The following is a 17,908-nucleotide window of genomic DNA, read 5'->3' on the forward strand; positions in this document are numbered from 1 at the left end:
ATGAGCAGAAACGGCCCCATCGCCCTCGCGTTCAACGCGCTGGTCATCGTCTTCATGCTGGCGCCGCTGGCGGTGGTGTGCATCGTGGCGTTCACGCCCGAGAACACGCTGACCATCCCGACCACGCATTTCTCGCTGCGCTGGTTCGAGGCGGTGTTCGCGCACCCCGACTTCATGCAGTCGTTCTGGAACAGCCTGTGGCTCGCGCTGAGCTCGGCCACCATTGCGACGCTGCTCGCGGTGCCGGCCGGCATGGCGATCACGCGCTACGAGTTTCCGGGGCGCGACTTCCTCAACGGCCTGTTCCTCTCGCCGCTGATCGTGCCGCACCTGGTGCTGGGCGTGGCGCTGCTTCGCCTCTTCTCGCTGGTGGGCGGCACGGGCAGCTTCGCCTGGCTGGTGCTGGCGCACGCGCTCATCGTCACGCCCTACACGCTGCGGCTGGTGGTGGCGGCGCTGGTGGGCTTCGACCGCAGCGCCGAGCAGGCCGCGCTCTCGCTGGGCGCGAGCCAGGCCACGGTGTTCCGGCGCATCACGCTGCCGATGATTCTGCCGGGCGTCACCGGCGGCTGGATGCTGTCCTTCATCAACAGCTTCGACGAAGTGACGATGTCCATCTTCGTCACCTCGCCGAGCACGGTGACGCTGCCGGTGCGCATGTACATGTATGCGACGGAGTCCATCGACCCGCTGATGGCCGCCGTGTCGGCGCTGATGGTGGCGGTGACGGCCTTCGCGATGGTGGTGCTCGACCGCGTCTACGGACTCGACCGCGTGCTGGTGGGACGCAGATAGATGACCATGAAGACTCCCGCATTGCTGCACCGCGTGGCCGAGACGGCCGGCCGCGAGAGCGTGCCTTTCACCCTCGACGGCGAACCCGCGAGCGCATTGGCCGGCGACACCGTGCTGACCGCCGTGCTCACGCAATGCGGCCAGCTGCGCCGCAACGAGTTCAGCGGCCTGCCGCGCGCGGGCTTCTGCATGATGGGCGCCTGCCAGGACTGCTGGATTTCCACCGACGAGGGCGAGCGCTTTCGCGCCTGCTCGACCTTCATCGCGCCGGGCATGGCGCTGGTCACCGGAAGGGACGGCGCATGACCGCAACACCGACAGCAACGAGCGAAGTCCGCCCGGTGATCGTCGGCGCGGGCCCGGCCGGCGTGCGCGCCGCGCAGACGCTGGCGGCGCACGGCCTGAGGCCGGTGGTGATCGACGAGGCCTCGCGCGCCGGCGGCCAGATCTACCGCCGCCCTCCTCCCACCCTGGCCGCTCGCGACAAGCAGACGCTCTACGGCTTCGAATCGAAGCGCGCCGACGCGGTGCACACGGCCTTCGACGCACTGCAGGGCCGCATCGAGCATCACGCCGACAGCCTCGCCTGGAACGCACAGGACCAGGCGCTCGACGTGATGCACAACCCCACGCACAGCAACCGCCGCGTGCCCTACAGCCACCTGATCGTCGCGACGGGCGCCACCGACCGCGTGCTGCCGCTGCCGGGCTGGACGCTGCCCGGCGTCTACACGCTGGGCGGCGCGCAGGTGGCGCTCAAGTACCAGGGCTGCGCCATCGGGCGGCGCGTGGTGTTCATGGGCACCGGGCCGCTGCTGTACCTGGTGGCCTATCAATATGCGAAGGCCGGCGTGGACGTGGTGGCGGTGCTCGACACGGCGCGCCTGGCCGACCAGATCGCCGCCGCACCCGCGATGCTGGCGCAGCCCGTCGTGCTCGCCAAGGGCATGTACTACGTGGGCTGGCTGCGCGCGCACGGCGTTGCACTGCATGGCGGCGTGCGTCCGCTGCGCGTGCTCGGCGACGAGGCGCAGGGCCGCGTCACCGGCGTGGCCTGGCATGACGGAAACAACGAGCGCACGCTGGACTGCGACGCAGTCGGCTTCGGCTACGCGCTGCGCTCCGAGACGCAGCTGGCCGACCTGCTCGGCTGCCGCTTCGACTACGCGCCGCTGCACCGCGCGCACCTGCCGGTGTGCGACGCGGCGGGGCGCTCCAGCGTGCAGGGCGTGTACCTTGCGGGCGACGGCGCCGGCATCATGGGCGCGGACGCGGCCGAGTGGGCGGGCGAGCGCGCGGCGCTGGCGCTGCTGCAAGACGCCGGCATCGCCATCGACACGGCGCGCGCATCCGGGCTTGAACGCAAGCTCGACAAGCTCGCCGGCTTCCGCCGCGGCCTCGAGCGCGCCTTTCCGGTGCCGCAGGACTGGGCGGAGAACGCGAGCGACGACCTTGTCATCTGCCGCTGCGAGAACGTCACCGCCGGCACGCTGCGCCAGACCATCGCCAACACCGGCGCCGACGAGATGAACCGCCTGAAGGCGCTGTCGCGTGTCGGCATGGGCCGCTGCCAGGGCCGCATGTGCGGCGCGGCGGCCGCCGAGATCCTTGCGCATGCGACGCGGCAGCCGCTGCAGCAGGTGGGCCGGCTGCGCGGGCAGGCGCCGATCAAGCCGATTCCGCTGCGGCTGGTGCCTGCTGCACCGGCAGAAGGGAGCGGCACGCCATGAGTTCGATCAGGAAGCTTCGCACCGACGTCGCCATCGTCGGCGGCGGCATCGTCGGCTCCTCGGCCGCGCTGGCCCTGCGCCGCATGGGCGTCGGCGTGGTGCTGCTGGAGCGCGACCTCTGCGGCTCGCGTTCCAGCGGCGTGAACTACGGCGGCGTGCGCCGCCAGGGACGCCCGGTGAGCCAGCTGCCGCTGGCGCAGCGCGCGCACCGCATCTGGGGCGGGCTCTCCGAACTGCTGGGCACGGACGGCGAATACATCCGCTCGGGCCATTTCAAGATCGCGCGCAGCGAATCGGACATGGCCTCGCTGGAGCGCTACCGCGCACTGAGCAGCGACTTCGACCTGGGCCTGGAGCTGATCTCCGGCGCGCGGCTTCGCGAGCAGTGCCCCTGGCTGGGCACGCGCGCAGTGGGCGGCTCGCTGTGCGCGGAAGACGGGCAGGCCAATCCTCGCCTGGTGTCGCCGGCCTTCGCGCTGGCGGCGCGGCGCGCGGGCGCGCAGGTCTTCGAGCGGCACAAGGTCGACGAGGTGGCGCACGACGGCGCCACGTTCATGGTGCGCAGCGGCAATGCGCTGGAAGTGCAGGCGCCGGTGCTGCTCAACTGCGCGGGCGCGTGGGCCGGCGCCATCGCCAGCCAGTTCGGCGAGACGCCGCCGATGTATGCGCGCAGCCCGCTGATGGCCGTGACCGAACCGGTGCCGCACTTCATGAAGTGGAGCCTTGGCGTGGAAGGCGGCGGCATCTACTGCCGGCAGGTGGCGCGCGGCAACCTCGTGCTGGGCGGCGGCTCGGGCATCACGCTCGATGCCGAACGCTCGCGCGCCGAGCGCGACGGCATCGCCGCGCTCGCGGTTCAGGCGGTGGAGCTGCTGCCGGTGCTGCGCCATGCGCACATCATCCGCACCTGGGGCGGCACCGAAGGCTATCTGCCCGACCGCGAACCGGTGCTCGGGCCCAGCCTCACCACGCCCGGCCTGTTCCACGGCTTCGGCTTCGCGGGCGCCGGCTTCCAGATCGGCCCGGCTGCCGGCGAAGTGCTGGCCGAGCTGGCGCGCGACGGGCGCACCGAAACGCCCATCGACGCCTTCGCCATCGGGCGCTTCGACGAAGAAAAAACGCAAGCGCAAGAGTCCCTCACCGTTTCCCCCACCTGAACCTGAATGGAGAGCATCGTCATGTCCCAGAAGTCATCGATCAGAACCCTTCCGCTCCTGGCCGCGCTGCTCGCGGCCGCCGGCATCGCCGGCGCGCAGACCAAGACCCTCTACATCGGCATGAACGGCGGCACGATGGAGAAGGCGTACACGCAGTACGTCTTCCCGGCCTTCGAGAAGGCCTACGGCGCGAAGGTGGTGGTGGTGCCGGGCACCTCCTCCGACATCCTCGCCAAGGCGCAGGCCAACAAGGACAAGCCGCAGATGCACGTGATGTTCCTCGACGACGGCGTGATGGTGCGCGCCATTGGCATGGGCCTGTGCCAGAAGCAGAAGCCCAGCCAGTCGCTCGGCGAGATCTACCCGGCCGCGCGCTTCAAGGACGACATGGCCAGCGGCGTGAGCCTGGGCATGACGGGCCTGGCCTACAACGCGAAGATGTTCAAGGAGAAGGGCTGGGCACCGCCCACGTCGTGGATGGACCTGGCCGATGCGAAGTACAAGGGCAAGGTGGTGTTCCAGTCGGTGTCGTCGTCTTCCTTCGGGCTGCACGGCTTCCTGATGTTCAACCGCATCCAGGGCGGCAACGACAAGAACGTGGAACCCGGCTTCAAGGCCTGGCCCACCACCATCGGGCCGAACGTGCTGGAGTACATCCCCAGTTCGGCCAAGCTCTCCGAGATGGTGCAGACCGGCGAGGCCGCGATCTTCCCGCTCACGCCCACGGCCGTGGCCGCGATGAAGAGCAAGGGCATCCCGGTGGAATACGCGCCGCCCAAGGAAGGCGCGGTGGTGCTCATGGTGGGCCAATGCGTGATCGCCAACAACAGCGAGCCCGAGCTGTCGCAGAAGCTCGCCGAGTTCCTGCTGAGCCCGCTGGCGCAGGCCAACGTGCTGCAGTACGGCGCGCAGATTCCCACCAACCCGAAGGCGCCGGTGGTGGGCGACGGCGTGGCCCAGGTGGCGGACATCAACAAGTGGATGAAGACCGCCGTGACCATCGACTGGGAGAGCATCAACGCGAACCGTCCCGCATGGAACGCGCGCTGGAACAAAACTATCGAGAAGTGACGCTTCCCGATCAGCCGCGCGCGTCGCTGCTCCTGCGCAGCAGCACCGGCATGCACAGCAGGTAGACCGCAGCGCCCAACAGCCACGCGATGCCGGGGAAGCGCAGGCGGAAGGCGAAGTAGAGCTGGCTGATGAGCAGCGGCCCGAACACCGAGGCCAGGCTCGAGAGGCTCGCGAGCACGCCCTGCAGCCGGCCCTGCTCGGACTCGCCCACGCGCGCCGAGAGCATCGACTGCAGCGCGGGCGCGCCGATGCCGCCCGTGCACAAGAGCGGCAGCAGCGCGAGTGCCATCCAGCCCTGGGTGGCGAAAGCCATCAGCGCATAGGCGATGCAGTCGGCCGCGGTGCCGATGGCGATGGCCGCGCGCTCGCCCCAGCGTTCGACCAGCGGGCCCGCCACGAAGCCCTGCATCAGCGCCTGGATCAGGCCGAAGACCGCGAGCGAGACGCCGACCATGGTGCCGTTCCACGAGAACTTGTCCTCGCCGTAGAGCACCCAGGTGGTGCCGGCGACCTCGCCCACCAGCATCAGCACCGTGAACACGCCGAGGATGGGCAGCAGCGCGGGAAAGCTCTTCGCCCAGCGCAGCGGCGCGAGCGGATGCAGCACGCCACGGTCGAACGGCTGCGTGGCGAGCTTGGCCGGGCGCGACTCACGCAGCAGCAGCAGGGCCGCGAGAAAAGTCAGGCCGTTGAGCACCGCGGCGGCGATGAAGGGCAGCCGCACGCCGTGGTCGCCGAGCACGCCGCCGAGCGCCGGCCCCGCGATGAAGCCGATGCCGAAGCAGGCACCCATGCGGCCGAACCAGCGCGCGCGCTGGCTCTCGGGCGTGAGGTCGGCGATGGCGGCGGAGGCCACCGCCATGTTCGCGCCCGTCATGCCGGCGATCGCGCGGCCGACGAACAGCATCCACAGCGAAGGCGCGAAGGCCATGAAGAGCGCGTCGATGGCGGCTCCAGCCACCGAGACCAGCAGCACCGGGCGGCGGCCGAAGCGGTCGCTGAGCGCACCGAGCACCGGCGCGCAGAGGAACTGCATCAGCGCGTAGAGCGAGAGGAAAGCGCCGAAGCGCCAGCCGAGGTCGCCGGTATGGCCGACCTCGCGCAGCAGGCTGGGCACGATCGGCATGACCAGGCTGATGCCGATCGCGTCGAGCGTGACGATCGCGAGGATCACGGCATGCGCATGGCGGCTGCCGCTCGCGAGCGGAGTTGGAAGGGTGTTTGAATTTATCATTGATAAGGAATTATCAGCGATAAATTCTGGACTGTGAAGTACCCTCGCCGGTCGGCATCGGCACGCAAGCACGCACATCGGAAGAATGAAACTGGACCGCGAAGTGATCCTCGAGACAGCGCTCGCGCTGCTCGACGAGGTTGGAATGGACAAGCTCAGCACACGGCTGCTGGCGGAGCGGCTGGGCGTGCAGCAGCCCGCGCTGTACTGGCACTTCAGGAACAAGCGCGCCCTGCTCGACGCGATGAACGGCGAGATCCTGCGCCGCGTCCACGAACGCAAGCTGCCTGAGCCCGGCGAGACCTGGGATGCCTTCCTGCGCGAGAACGCGCGCAGCTTCCGCCGCGCGCTGCTGGCGCGTCGCGACGGCGCGCGGCTGCACGCGGGCTCCGAGCCCGATCCGGCCGACCTCGACATGGTCGAGGAGCAGCTCGCTTCGGTGGTCCGCCTGGGCCTGCCCGCGCCGCAGGCGATGACGCTGCTGATCGCGCTGGGCCGCTACACCGTGGGCTGCGTGCTGGAACAGCAGGCGACACCGCCCGACGCGGCCGAGCAGCAGCAGGCGCTCGACGCCGCAGCGGCCTCGCGCCCGCTGCTGGCCGAGGCTTTCGCCAACTACCGCCGGGCCGGGCCCGACGCGCTGTTCGAGATCGGCGTCGATCTCATGCTGGAAGGCGCGAAGGCGCGCATGGCGGGCAATGCGCCGGCCGCACGCCGCCGTGCGATGGCGGACAAGCCGCCCGCGCCGCGCCGCTGAAACGCGCTCCGCTCAGCGGTTGTCTTCGACGATCCAGCCCGCGGCCTTCTCGGCCATCATGAGCGTCGGGCTGTTGGTGTTGCCGCTGGTGATGGTGGGCATCGCGCCCGCATCCACCACGCGCAGGCCCTGCACGCCGCGCACGCGCAGGCGCGAATCGAGCACCGCCGTCGGGTCGTTGTCGGCGCCCATCTTGGTGGTGCCCACCGGATGGAAGATGGTGGTGGCGATGTCGCCGGCCAGGCGAGCCAGGTCCTCGTCGGTCTGGTACTGCACGCCGGGCTTCCATTCCTCGGGCTTGTACTTGGCGAGCGCCGGTTGCTCGGCGATGCGGCGCGTGACGCGCAGCGACTCGGCGGCCACCTTGCGGTCCTCGTCGGTGCTCAGGTAGTTGGGCGCGATGGCCGGAGCGTCCTCGAAGCGGTTGCTGCGGATGCGCACCGAGCCCCGGCTCGTCGGGTTGAGGTTGCACACGCTCGCGGTGAAGGCCGGAAAGCTGTGCAGCGGATCGCCGAAGGCGTCCAGCGACAGAGGCTGCACGTGGTACTGCAGGTTGGGCCATTCGCGATCGGGCGAGCTGCGCGTGAAGGCGCCGAGCTGCGAGGGCGCCATGCTCATCGGGCCGCTGCGCTTGAGCACGTATTCGAGGCCGATCTTCGCCTTGCCGATCATCGACGAGGCCATCACGTTGAGCGTGGGCGCGCCCGAGATCTTGTAGACCGCGCGGATCTGCAGGTGGTCCTGCAGGTTGGCGCCGACGCCGGGCGCGTCGAGCACCACGTCGACGCCGTGCTGCCGCAGCAGTTCGGCCGGGCCCACGCCCGAGAGCTGCAGGATCTGTGGCGAGCCGATGGCGCCGGCGCTCAGCACCACCTCGCGCGTGGCGCGCGCGGTGACCTTCTCGGTGCCGTTCCACACCTCGACGCCGGTGCAGCGGCGCGTGCCGTCGGCCTGCGTCTCGAAGAGCAGGCGCGAGACCTGCGCACCGGTCCAGAGCTCGAAGTTGGGCCTGCCGTAGCAGGTCGGGCGCAGGAAGGCCTTGGCGGTGTTCCAGCGCCAGCCGTTCTTCTGGTTGACCTGGAAGTAGCCCACGCCCTCGTTGTTGCCGCGGTTGAAGTCGCTGGAGTGCGGCACGCCGGCCTGCACCGCCGCTTCGGCAAAGGCGTCGAGGATGTCCCAGCGCAGCCGCTGCTTCTCGACGCGCCACTCGCCGCCCGCGCCGTGCATCTCGTCGGCGCCCAGGTAGTGGTCCTCGTGCTTCCTGAAGGCAGGCAGTACGTTCTGCCAGCGCCAGCCGTCGTCCCCGGTGAGGTCGGCCCAGTGTTCGTAGTCGCGCGACTGGCCGCGCATGTAGATCATGCCGTTGATGCTGGAACAGCCGCCCAGCGTTTTGCCGCGCGGATAGCGCAGCACCCGGCCGTTGAGGCCCGCGTCGGGCTCGGTGCTGTAGAGCCAGTCGGTGCGCGGATTGCCGATGCAGTACAGGTAGCCGACCGGAATGTGGATCCAGTGGTAGTCGTCCTTGCGGCCCGCCTCGATGAGCAGCACGCGCCGGTTCTTGTCGGCGCTCAAGCGGTTCGCCATGAGCGAGCCGGCGGTGCCGGCGCCGATGACGATGTAGTCGAATTGGGTGTCGCTCATGGCGTGCTGCCTTGTCTCTCTTTGTTCTGTTCGACGGAGTTTTCGACGAGAAAAAGCGGCGCCCCTCGCGCCGCCCTGCATGCTACTTCGCGGTAGGCATGACGAACTCGGCCCCCTTGCCGATGCTCTCCGGCCAGCGCTGCATCACCGACTTCTGCTTGGTATAGAAGCGCACGCCCTCTTCGCCATAGGCATGCATGTCGCCGAAGAGCGAACGCTTCCAGCCGCCGAAGCCGTGCCAGGCCATCGGCACCGGGATCGGCACGTTGATGCCGACCATGCCCACCTGGATGCGGCGGCTGAATTCGCGCGCCACGTTGCCGTCGCGGGTGAAGCAGCTCACGCCGTTGCCGAACTCGTGCGCGTTGACGAGGTCGATCGCGTCCTTGAAGTTGGCCACGCGCACGCAGCTGAGCACCGGGCCGAAGATCTCTTCCTTGTAGATGCGCATCTCGGGCGTGACGTGGTCGAAGAGCGTGCCGCCCATCCAGAAGCCGTCGCCGCAGCCTTCGCCCGCCTTGTTGCCATCGAACTTGCGGCCGTCGACCAAGAGCTTCGCGCCTTCCTTCTCGCCCAGGTCGATGTAGCCGGTGATGCGCTCGTGCGCGGCACGGGTGACGATCGGGCCCATCTCGGCCGCGAGGTTCTCGCCGTTCAACACCTGCAGCGTCTTCGTGCGCTCGATGAGCTTGGGAATGATCTTGTCGGCCACGTCGCCCACCAGCACCGCCACGCTGATGGCCATGCAGCGCTCGCCGGCCGAGCCGTAGCCGGCGCCGATCAGCGCGTCCACGGTCTGATCGATGTCGGCGTCGGGCAGCACCACCATGTGGTTCTTCGCGCCGCCCAGGGCCTGCACGCGCTTGCCGTGGCGTGCGCCGGTCTCGTAGATGTAGTTGGCGATGGGCGTCGAGCCGACGAAGCTGATGGCCTTGACGTCGGGGTGCTCCAGCAGCGCGTCGACCGCGGCCTTGTCGCCCTGCACGACGTTGAACACGCCGTCGGGCAGGCCGGCTTCCTTCAGCAGCTCGGCGATGCGCAGCGAGGGCGTCGGGTCGGTCGGGCTGGGCTTGAGGATGAAGGTGTTGCCCGCGGCGATGGCCACCGGGAACATCCACATCGGCACCATCACCGGGAAGTTGAAGGGCGTGATGCCGGCGACCACGCCCAGGGGCTGGCGCAGCGTCCAGTTGTCGATGCCGGTGCTCACCTGGTCGGTGAAGTCGCCCTTGAGCAGCTGCGGAATGCCGCAGGCGAACTCGACGATGTCGATGCCGCGGCTGACTTCGCCCTGCGCGTCGGTGAAGACCTTGCCGTGCTCGGCGGTGATCATGTGAGCCAGCTCGTCCTTGTGCTCGTTGAGCAGCTGCAGGAACTTGAACATCACGCGCGCGCGGCGGATCGGCGGCGTGTCGGCCCAGGCCGGAAAGGCGGCCTGAGCGGCGGCGACGGCGGCCGAGACCTGGTCCGCATTGGCCAGGCCGACCTTGCCGGTGACGGCGCCGGTGGCGGGGTTGGTCACGTCCTGCGTGCGGCCGGAGGTGTTGGCTGCGGGCTTGCCGGCGATGAAGTGGTCGATGGAAGTAGCGGAAGTGGACATGGGGGAGAACCCTGAAAGAGGCTGGATCCGAAGGAAGAGTGCGGCCAGTTTAGGCAGCGCGTTGTTCCCCGCCTAGTCGCGATGCTTGAACTTATTGTTCACGTTGGCGAACAATGCAGGCATGAAACCCCAAAATATCGAGTCGCTCTGGACGCACCTGCACTGGCTCACGGTGCTGGCGCAGCAGGGCAGCTTCACCGCCGCCGCCTTGCGCCTGGGCGTGAGCAAGGCGGCCATGAGCCAGCGCATCGCCGAGCTCGAGCGCGCGGCCGGCGCGCCATTGGTGCAGCGCACCACGCGCAGCGTGCGGCTCACCGAGGCCGGCCAGCGGCTGGTGGAGGACATGCGCGGCCCCTTCGAGCAGATCGCCCACAGCTTCGCCGGCGTGCGCGACCTCGCGGGCGTGCCGCGCGGGCTGGTGCGGGTCACGGCGCCGGTGGCCTTCGCGCGCCAGCAGCTGGTGCCCCGGCTGGCCGACTTCCTGCGCGCGCAGCCCGAAGTGCGCATCGAGCTCGACCTGTCGGACCGGCTCAGCTCGCTGGCGATGGAAGGCTTCGACCTCGCGATCCGCCACACGGCCGCGCCGCCCGACACGCACGTGGCCTGGACGCTGTGCGAAACCCGCTCGGTGCTGGTGGCCAGCCGCGCCTACCTGCGCCGCCGCGGCACGCCGCGCGAGCCCCAGGCGCTGGCCGGCCACGACTGCCTGCACTACCCGCGCGCGCAGGAAACGCCGACCTGGCACTTCGAGGCGAAGGCATCGGCGCCGCGCATCACGGTGCCGGTCTCGGGGCCGCTGGTCGCCAACAACAGCGAGGCGCTGCGCGACGCGGCGCTGACCGGGCTGGGCATCGCGCTGGTGCCCGATTTCAGCGCGCAGGCGGCGCTGCAGTCGGGCAAGCTGCAGCAGGTGCTGCCGCAATGGCGCTCGGTGGGCGCCTTCGGCGAGCGCCTGTATGCAATACGCCCCTACGCCACGCACGTGCCGCAGGCGGTGACGGCCTTCGTGGGCTGGCTGCGCGAGGCACTGTCCGATGGCTTCGCGCCCTGAAGAAAACCTGAAGAAACGGCGTGGTGCCCTACGCGAACGAAGGGTCTGGCGCACCTTGACTCCGGATGCACGCGGTTACGATGCGCTCACCTGACCCGGGTTTTGTTAACTTTTCCCCTCACCCGCCTCACTTATTTCTCATCCAGCCATGTCTCCCGCTCCATCGCCTGCCGACGCCTCCGCCGCCGACAGCGCGTGGCCCCGCGTCGGGCAACGTGAGCAGGAGGGTCGCCAATGGACGGTGGCCAGCGGCCGGTGGACCACGCTGGCGATGTCGTCCAAGCCGGCCTGGCAGGCGCTGGACCAGAGCCTGAAGGCAGCCCCGCCCGCCGACGACCGCGCCTGGGACCTGCGGCCCATTGAGCAGCTCGACCACATCGGCGCGCAGCTCCTGTGGGAGCACTGGCGCCACGAGTGGCCCGCCACCATCGAGCTGTCGCCGCAGCACAAGGCCGTGCTCGACCAGGTGGCGCAATACACCGTCGCCACGCCCGACGAGCCCTCACCCACGCTGAACGACCGCATCCGCGAGTTCTCGCACAACGGGCCGCGCGTGATGTACGTGGTGCGCGACTTCACCGCGCTGATCGGCCAGCTCGCGCTCGACCTCGGCCGGCTGGCGCGCGCGCCGCATCGCGGGCCGTGGCGCGATTTTTCCGGGCACCTGTATCAGTTCGGCGCGACGGCGCTGCACATCACGGCGCTGGTCGGCCTGCTGATCGGCGTGGTGCTGGCCTACCTGATCTCGCAGCAGCTGCGCCAGTACGGCGCCGAGACCTTCGTGGTGAACATCCTCGGGCTCTCGCTGATCCGCGAACTGGGGCCGGTGCTGGCGGCCGTGCTGATCGCCGGGCGCTCGGGCTCGGCCATCACGGCGCAGATCGGCGTGATGCGCGTGACCGAGGAGCTCGACGCGATGCGCGTGATGGGCATCCCCCACGGCTTCCGCCTGGTGATGCCGCGCGTGCTGGCGCTGGCCATCGCGATGCCGCTGATCAGCCTGTGGACCTCGATGGCGGCGCTCGCCGGCGGCATGCTGGCGGCCGACGCGGCGCTTGACATTTCGCCGGCCTACTTCCTCTCGGCCCTGCCGCGCGCGGTGCCGATCTCGAACCTGTGGCTGGCCATGACCAAGTCGGCGGTGTTCGGCATCCTTATCGCGCTGATCGGCTGCCACTTCGGCATGAAGGTCAAGCCCAATACCGAGAGCCTCGGGCGCGGCACCACGCAGTCGGTCGTCACCTCGATCACCGCGGTGATCCTTGTAGACGCGCTCTTCGCAGTGCTCTTCAAGGGCATCGGATTCAGGGCCTGACACCATGAGCATGCCCGTGCGCCCCGACACCGACACTACCGTGGTGGACATCCGCGGCCTGTGGACCGTGTTCCAGAGCGCCGACGGCGAGCAGGTGGTGCATCGCGACCTGCGGCTGCACATCGACCGCGGCGAGGTGCTCTCGCTGGTCGGCGGCTCGGGCACGGGCAAGACGGTGCTGCTGCGGCAGATCCTCGGGCTGGAGAAGCCCACGCGCGGCCACGTGGAAGTGCTGGGCCAGGAGCCCGGCGAGCTCAGCGCCTCGGGCGCGGCCAACGTGGGCATGCTGTTCCAGCACGGCGCGCTGTTCTCGGCCTTCAGCGTGCTGGAGAACATCGCCTTTCCGCTGCGCGAGCTGAAGCTGCTGCCCGACGAGCTCATCCGCCACGCGGCGCTGGTGAAACTGCAGATGGTGGGCCTGGGCCCGCAGCATGCCAACAAGAGTCCGGCCGACCTGTCGGGCGGCATGATCAAGCGGGTGGCGCTGGCGCGCGCGCTCATCATGGACCCACCGCTGCTGCTGCTGGACGAACCCACCGCCGGCCTCGACCCCGAGGCGTCGGACAGCTTCTGCGACCTGCTGCGCGGCCTGCACCGCGAGCTGGGCCTCACGGTGGTGATGGTCACGCACGACCTGGACACGCTGTTCGACCTGAGCACCCGCATCGCAGTGCTGGCCGACCAGAAGGTGATCGTCACCGGCGCGGCGCGCGAGGTCATCGCGTATCCGCATCCCTTCATCCACGAATACTTCCTCGGCGGGCGCGGCCAGCGCGCCCTCGAAGCGCTGCACGACAAGCCAGCCGGACAATCCCCCGCAAAGCCTGCCCCGGGCAGGCCGCTGAAAGGTAGGTAGCCACCATGGAAAACAAGGCCCACGCCCTCGCCGCCGGCGCTTTCGTGCTCGGCCTGATCGCCGCGCTCGTCGCGCTGGTCGTCTGGTTCACGCGCGACAACACCGTGCGCAACATCTACGAGCTCTCCACCCGCGACGCGGTCAGCGGCCTGCAGCCGCAGGCCATGGTGCGCTACCGCGGCATCGCGGTGGGCAAGGTCGCGTCGATCGACTTCGACCCCAAGGTCAAGGGCAATGTGCGCGTGCGCATCTCGGTCGACGAGCGCGTGCCGCTCACCACCTCCAGCTTCGCCACGCTGAGCTACCAGGGCGTGACCGGCCTGGCCTTCATCGCGCTGGACGACAAGGGCGAATCGACCGTCGCGCTCAAGCCGAACAACGACGACCCGCCGCGCATTCCGCTCAAGCCCTCGATGCTGGCGCAGCTGCAGGACCGCGGCGAGGCCATCATCAACCAGGTCGAGGAAGTGACCAAGCGCGCCAACCAGCTGCTGAGCGACCCCAACCAGAAGCGCGCGGCCGACGCGCTGGAGAACATCGCGGCCGCCTCGGCCAGCGCCAACACGCTGCTGAAGACGCTCGACAACACGGTGAAGACCGGCCTGAACCCCGCGCTCACCAAGCTGCCCGACACGCTGGCCTCGGTGAAGAAGGCCGCCGGCGACGTCTCGCGCGTGGCCAACAACTTCAACACCACCGTGGGCCGGCTGAATGCGCCCGATGGCCCGATGGAAAGGCTGGGAGAAGGCACCCGGGCGCTGGCACAGGCGGTCGATTCGTTCAACGCCGCCACGCTGCCGCGCGTGAACCGCGTGGCCGACGACACCTCGCACGCCGTGCGCCGGCTGGGCCGCGCGGCGGACAGCATCAACGACAACCCGCAATCGCTGCTGTTCGGCAACGGCGGCGCGGCCGCCGGCCCTGGCGAGCCGGGCTTCCACGCGCCGGCCGCGGCGCGGCCCTGAACTCGAACGGGGGAGGATCACCGACCATGAACGCCATTCGCAAGACCCCTGCCGCCATCGCGCTGGGCTGCGCCCTGCTGATGATTGCCGGCTGCGGCGCGCTGCCCGACAAGCCCGCGCGCGCCACGCTCTACGACTTCGGCCCCGGCCCGGCGATGCCCGCCGCGACGGCCGCCCCGGCCACCCTGCCGACGCTGTCGCTGGCCGAGTTCGAGAGCAACTCCCGCCTCGAAGGCACGCAGATCCTCTACCGGCTGGGCTATGCCGATGCCAACGAGCTGCGGCCCTATGGCCAGTCGCGCTGGAGCCTGCCGCCTTCGCAGCTGCTGCGCCAGCGGCTGCGCGACACGCTCTCGGAGCGCCGCATGGTGCTCGGCCCGGAAGAGGCAGCCACCATCTCGCGCAGCCGGGGCGAGGCGCCCGACACGCTGCGCATCTCGCTCGACGAGTTCAGCCACTACTTCGAATCGGCGAGCGCCAGCGTGGGCCTGGTGCGCCTGCGCGCCACGCTGGTCCGCAGCTCGGCCGGCGGCGACCGCGTGCTGGGCCAGCGTACTTTCACCGTGCGCCGCCCCGCCCCCAGCGCCGATGCGCCCGGCGGCGTGAAGTCGCTGATCTCGGCCAGCGACGCAGTGGTCGCCGAAGTGGTGCAATGGGTGGACCAGCTGCAGCAGCAAGCCCCGCAGCAGCAGCAGCAACAGCAACAACCGCGGCGGTAGCCATTCAACGGACGGAGGATCGACACCATGAACGCAACACGCATCGTCGGCATCCTGCTGATCGTGGCCGGCATCGCTGCCCTGGGCCTCGGCAGCTTCAGCTTCACCAAGGAAACCCATGAGGCCAAGCTCGGCCCGCTGGAGTTCTCCATGAAGGAGAAGCAGACCGTCAACTTCCCCACCTGGGCCAGCGTGGCCGTGATCGTGGTGGGCGGGGCGCTGGTGCTGCTTGGGGGCCGGAAGGGCTGAGCTTCAGGCCCGCTGGCCCGACAGCCCGGCCAGCAGCTGCGGCAGCAGGTCTTCGGAAGTGCCGCACAGCACCACCGCCGCCGCGTCGTCCAGGTGCGGCAGCGGCTCCAGGTTCAGCGTGATGAGCCGCGCGCCGTGCGCGAGCGCCGTCTGCGGTAGCTCGGCCGCCGGGTAGACGATGGTGGTGCTGCCCACCACCACGAACAGATCGCACTCCTGCGCCGCCACCTGCGCGTCGAGCAGCACGCCGGCATTCAGCATCTCGCCGAACATCACCACGTCGGGCCGCGCGTGCGAGCCGCAGCGCAGGCAGCGGTGGAACGGCCAGGGGCCGCTGCGGTTGCCGCAGCGGTCGCAGCGCCAGCGGCGCAGCGAGCCGTGCAGCTCCAGCACATCCTGGCCGCCGGCCAGCGTGAGCAGCCCGTCGACGTTCTGCGTGACCAGCCGCGTGGCGGGGCGCAGCCGCTGCAGCAGCGCGAGCGCGGTGTGGCCCGGGTTGGGCTGGGCCGACTCGATCACCGACTGGCGCTGCGCCCAGAATTTCGTGAAGCCCGAAGGATCACGCTGAAGGTCTTCGGCATGCGAGAACTGCAGCGCGTTCTGGTTCTTCCACAGGCCGTCGGCGTCGCGGTAGGTCGGAATGCCCGAGGCGCGCGACAGGCCGGCGCCGGAGAAGACGACGATGCGCCGGGCGTTGGCCAGCAGTTCGGTGGCCGCGTGAACAGGGGAAGAAGAAGAGGAAGAAGAAATATCCGGTGTGACTGGCGTCGTCATCTCTCTGGTCTGGGGGAAGCTGGCGTGGCGGCGGCGCCAAGGCGCTGCGACACGGTATCGGCGCAGGCCTTGAGCGCGCGGGAAATCTCGCCGTCCCACGCGGTGTCGAAGATGCCGGCCGGGCCGATGGCGGTCACGGCCAGCACGATGGCGCCAGTGTGGTCGAAGACGGGCGCGGCCATGGCGCTCACGCCTTCGATGACCTCGCCGTCGGAGCGGCTGATGCCGTGCGCACGCACTTCCTGCAGCTGACGCTCGAAGTCGCTCCACGAGGGCAGCGGCTGCACCGGCGGCATGCCGGCCGGAACGGGCTCGGTGCCCTTGCGCTGTTTCTGGCGCTGGCGCTCGTCCTCGAGCAGATGGCGCACCACGTCAGCATCGAGGAAGGCTGCGAACACCCGGCCCGAGGCCGTGTTGGTCAGCGAGAACACCGTGCCGTGCCGCATGTTCACGTGCACCGGCGAGGGCGACTCGGCCGTGCGCACGATGGTCGCGCCGCGCGCGCCCCACACGGCCAGCGCCACGGTGTGGCCGGTCTGCTGGGCCAACTGGGCGATCAGCGGGGTGGCGATGTGCACCGGGTCGGCCTGCTGCAGGCTGATGAGGCCCAGTTGCAAGGCGAGCGGGCCAAGCAGATAGTGGCCGCTGGCGCGGTCCTGCTCGATGAGGCCCAGGCGCCCGAAGCTGACCATGTACGGGTGCGCCTTGGCGGCCGTCATGTCGGCCTCGCGCGCGAGGTCCTTCAGCGCCATGGGCCGGCCGTGATGCACCAGCGCGCGCAGCAGCTGGCCGCCGACTTCGATGCTCTGGATGCCGCGCTGGGCGCGGTCGCTGTCACTGGCTGCCATGGCCGGCCTCGCCTTCTGGTCGTTCGTTCATGAAGAAGGGATTAGACATTAACTGATCCGGCGCTTACACTGCGAAAATTCGTTAACCGCGAATTCGTTCGACTTAGACGAATCCCAAATTCCACCACACCGACGGAGACACCCCGATGAGCCAAGCCAAGAAATTCGCCAGCCAGGCCGACATGGAAGAGAAGAAGATCACCTTCAGCCAGATCTCCGAACATGCCTGGGCCTACACCGCCGAAGGCGACCCCAACACTGGCATCGTGATCGGCGACGACTGCGTGCTGGTGGCCGACACCCAGGCCACGCCCGCCATGGCGGCCGACGTGGTGCGCCGCATCCGCGAGGTGACCGACAAGCCCATCAAGTACGTGGTGCTCACCCACTACCACGCAGTGCGGGTGCTGGGCGCGGCCGGCTACGGCGCCGAGCACATCCTGGCCAGCCAGGACACGCGCGACCTGATCGTCGAGCGCGGCGAGCAGGACAAGGCCAGCGAGATCGGCCGCTTCCCGCGCCTGTTCCAGAACGTCGAGACGGTGCCGCCGGGCCTGACCTGGCCCACCATGACCTTCACCGGCAAGATGACGCTGTGGCTGGGCAAGCTGGAAGTGCAGCTGATCCAGCTCGGCCGCGGCCACACCAAGGGCGACACCGTCGTCTGGCTGCCGCAGGAGCGCACGCTGCTGTCGGGCGACCTGGTCGAGTTCGGCGCCACCCCGTACGCCGGCGACGCCTACTTCAAGGACTGGCCGCAGACGCTGGACAACATCGCCGCGCTCAAGCCCGTGGCGCTGGTGCCGGGCCGCGGCGCCGCGCTGACCACGCCGGCCGAAGTGGCCGAGGGCCTGACGGGAACGCGCGACTTCATCTCCGACGTCTACGCCAGCGTGCAGGAAGGCGTGAAGGCCGGGCGCGACCTGAACGCGGTCTACAAGGAGACCTACGCGAAGCTGCAGCCCAAGTACAGCCAGTGGGTGATCTTCGACCACTGCATGCCCTTCGACGTGAGCCGCGCGTACGACGAGGCCTCGGGCCATGCCGACCCGCGCATCTGGACGGCCGAGCGCGACGTCGAGATGTGGAAGGCCCTCGAGGGCTGATCCCGCATTGCTCCCTCCCCGCTGGGGGAGGGCTGGG

At 69.5% G+C, this 17,908-nt stretch carries 18 protein-coding genes; 13 read left to right on the forward strand and 5 right to left on the reverse strand.

Annotation, left to right across the window (positions count from 1 at the left end; genetic code table 11):
- The 5 genes from AC1VNX_RS32840 to AC1VNX_RS32860 are packed head-to-tail and all read left to right on the forward strand — an operon-like array spanning position 1 to position 4,753.
- Entirely contained in the window at positions 1-795 is a 795-nt protein-coding gene (locus tag AC1VNX_RS32840) for an ABC transporter permease (protein ID WP_483161687.1), read from the forward strand.
- Positions 796-1,101 carry a (2Fe-2S)-binding protein gene (locus tag AC1VNX_RS32845; RefSeq protein ID WP_301503790.1) on the forward strand — a complete coding sequence of 102 codons (306 nt, stop codon included), beginning with the start codon at positions 796-798 and terminating at the stop codon, positions 1,099-1,101.
- Complete coding sequence (locus AC1VNX_RS32850; protein WP_483161688.1) at positions 1,098-2,525, forward strand: FAD/NAD(P)-dependent oxidoreductase; 1,428 nt, start codon at positions 1,098-1,100, stop codon at positions 2,523-2,525. The genes AC1VNX_RS32845 and AC1VNX_RS32850 overlap by 4 nt, the downstream gene beginning before the upstream one ends.
- On the forward strand, positions 2,522-3,682 hold the full coding sequence (locus AC1VNX_RS32855) for an NAD(P)/FAD-dependent oxidoreductase (protein ID WP_483161689.1): 1,161 nt from the start codon (positions 2,522-2,524) through the stop codon (positions 3,680-3,682). Before AC1VNX_RS32850 ends, AC1VNX_RS32855 begins: the two co-directional genes overlap by 4 nt.
- A gap of 21 nt (positions 3,683-3,703) precedes the next feature.
- Entirely contained in the window at positions 3,704-4,753 is a 1,050-nt protein-coding gene (locus AC1VNX_RS32860) for an ABC transporter substrate-binding protein (RefSeq protein ID WP_483161690.1), read from the forward strand.
- A 10-nt stretch (positions 4,754-4,763) separates the two neighbouring features.
- Here the strand turns inward: AC1VNX_RS32860 and tet are convergent, their stop codons facing one another.
- Entirely contained in the window at positions 4,764-5,990 is a 1,227-nt protein-coding gene (gene tet, locus AC1VNX_RS32865; RefSeq protein WP_483161691.1) for a Tet(A)/Tet(B)/Tet(C) family tetracycline efflux MFS transporter, read from the reverse strand.
- An 85-nt stretch (positions 5,991-6,075) separates the two neighbouring features.
- Here tet and tetR point away from each other — a divergent pair, with 85 nt between their 5' ends.
- Positions 6,076-6,747 (forward strand): tetracycline resistance transcriptional repressor TetR, encoded by a 672-nt coding sequence (gene tetR / locus AC1VNX_RS32870; protein ID WP_301503795.1) that lies wholly within the window; start codon positions 6,076-6,078, stop codon positions 6,745-6,747.
- 12 nt (positions 6,748-6,759) lie between these two features.
- Here tetR and AC1VNX_RS32875 read toward each other — a convergent pair whose 3' ends face one another.
- Together AC1VNX_RS32875 and AC1VNX_RS32880 are read right to left on the reverse strand one after the other, a co-directional pair.
- Positions 6,760-8,388 (reverse strand): GMC family oxidoreductase, encoded by a 1,629-nt coding sequence (locus AC1VNX_RS32875; protein WP_483161692.1) that lies wholly within the window; start codon positions 8,386-8,388, stop codon positions 6,760-6,762.
- An 82-nt stretch (positions 8,389-8,470) separates the two neighbouring features.
- Positions 8,471-9,988: a CoA-acylating methylmalonate-semialdehyde dehydrogenase gene (locus tag AC1VNX_RS32880; protein ID WP_301503797.1), complete on the reverse strand. Its 1,518-nt coding sequence runs from the start codon at positions 9,986-9,988 to the stop codon at positions 8,471-8,473.
- Positions 9,989-10,109: 121 nt separating this feature from the next.
- Here AC1VNX_RS32880 and AC1VNX_RS32885 point away from each other — a divergent pair, with 121 nt between their 5' ends.
- The 6 genes from AC1VNX_RS32885 (at position 10,110) to AC1VNX_RS32910 (ending at position 15,143) form a co-directional block, all read left to right on the forward strand.
- Positions 10,110-11,039: a LysR family transcriptional regulator gene (locus AC1VNX_RS32885; RefSeq protein ID WP_483161693.1), complete on the forward strand. Its 930-nt coding sequence runs from the start codon at positions 10,110-10,112 to the stop codon at positions 11,037-11,039.
- Between the two features lie 148 nt (positions 11,040-11,187).
- Positions 11,188-12,354, forward strand: coding sequence for an MlaE family ABC transporter permease (locus tag AC1VNX_RS32890; RefSeq protein ID WP_483161694.1), 1,167 nt, complete (start codon positions 11,188-11,190; stop codon positions 12,352-12,354).
- 4 nt (positions 12,355-12,358) lie between these two features.
- Positions 12,359-13,210: an ABC transporter ATP-binding protein gene (locus tag AC1VNX_RS32895; protein WP_483161695.1), complete on the forward strand. Its 852-nt coding sequence runs from the start codon at positions 12,359-12,361 to the stop codon at positions 13,208-13,210.
- A gap of 5 nt (positions 13,211-13,215) precedes the next feature.
- On the forward strand, positions 13,216-14,175 hold the full coding sequence (locus AC1VNX_RS32900) for an MlaD family protein (protein ID WP_483161696.1): 960 nt from the start codon (positions 13,216-13,218) through the stop codon (positions 14,173-14,175).
- A 26-nt stretch (positions 14,176-14,201) separates the two neighbouring features.
- Positions 14,202-14,894, forward strand: coding sequence for an ABC-type transport auxiliary lipoprotein family protein (locus AC1VNX_RS32905; protein WP_483161697.1), 693 nt, complete (start codon positions 14,202-14,204; stop codon positions 14,892-14,894).
- A 27-nt stretch (positions 14,895-14,921) separates the two neighbouring features.
- Positions 14,922-15,143 carry a hypothetical protein gene (locus AC1VNX_RS32910; RefSeq protein WP_454902289.1) on the forward strand — a complete coding sequence of 74 codons (222 nt, stop codon included), beginning with the start codon at positions 14,922-14,924 and terminating at the stop codon, positions 15,141-15,143.
- A gap of 3 nt (positions 15,144-15,146) precedes the next feature.
- Here the strand turns inward: AC1VNX_RS32910 and AC1VNX_RS32915 are convergent, their stop codons facing one another.
- Together AC1VNX_RS32915 and AC1VNX_RS32920 are read right to left on the reverse strand one after the other, a co-directional pair.
- On the reverse strand, positions 15,147-15,917 hold the full coding sequence (locus AC1VNX_RS32915) for an SIR2 family NAD-dependent protein deacylase (RefSeq protein ID WP_483161698.1): 771 nt from the start codon (positions 15,915-15,917) through the stop codon (positions 15,147-15,149).
- Entirely contained in the window at positions 15,914-16,765 is an 852-nt protein-coding gene (locus tag AC1VNX_RS32920; protein WP_483161699.1) for an IclR family transcriptional regulator, read from the reverse strand. The genes AC1VNX_RS32915 and AC1VNX_RS32920 overlap by 4 nt, the downstream gene beginning before the upstream one ends.
- 146 nt (positions 16,766-16,911) lie before the next feature.
- On the opposite strand from AC1VNX_RS32920, the gene AC1VNX_RS32925 reads away from it, so the two are divergent.
- Positions 16,912-17,871 (forward strand): MBL fold metallo-hydrolase, encoded by a 960-nt coding sequence (locus AC1VNX_RS32925; protein ID WP_483161700.1) that lies wholly within the window; start codon positions 16,912-16,914, stop codon positions 17,869-17,871.
- Positions 17,872-17,908 lie beyond the last annotated feature (37 nt).

The organism is Variovorax sp. TLI9-5A, from assembly GCF_056867935.1.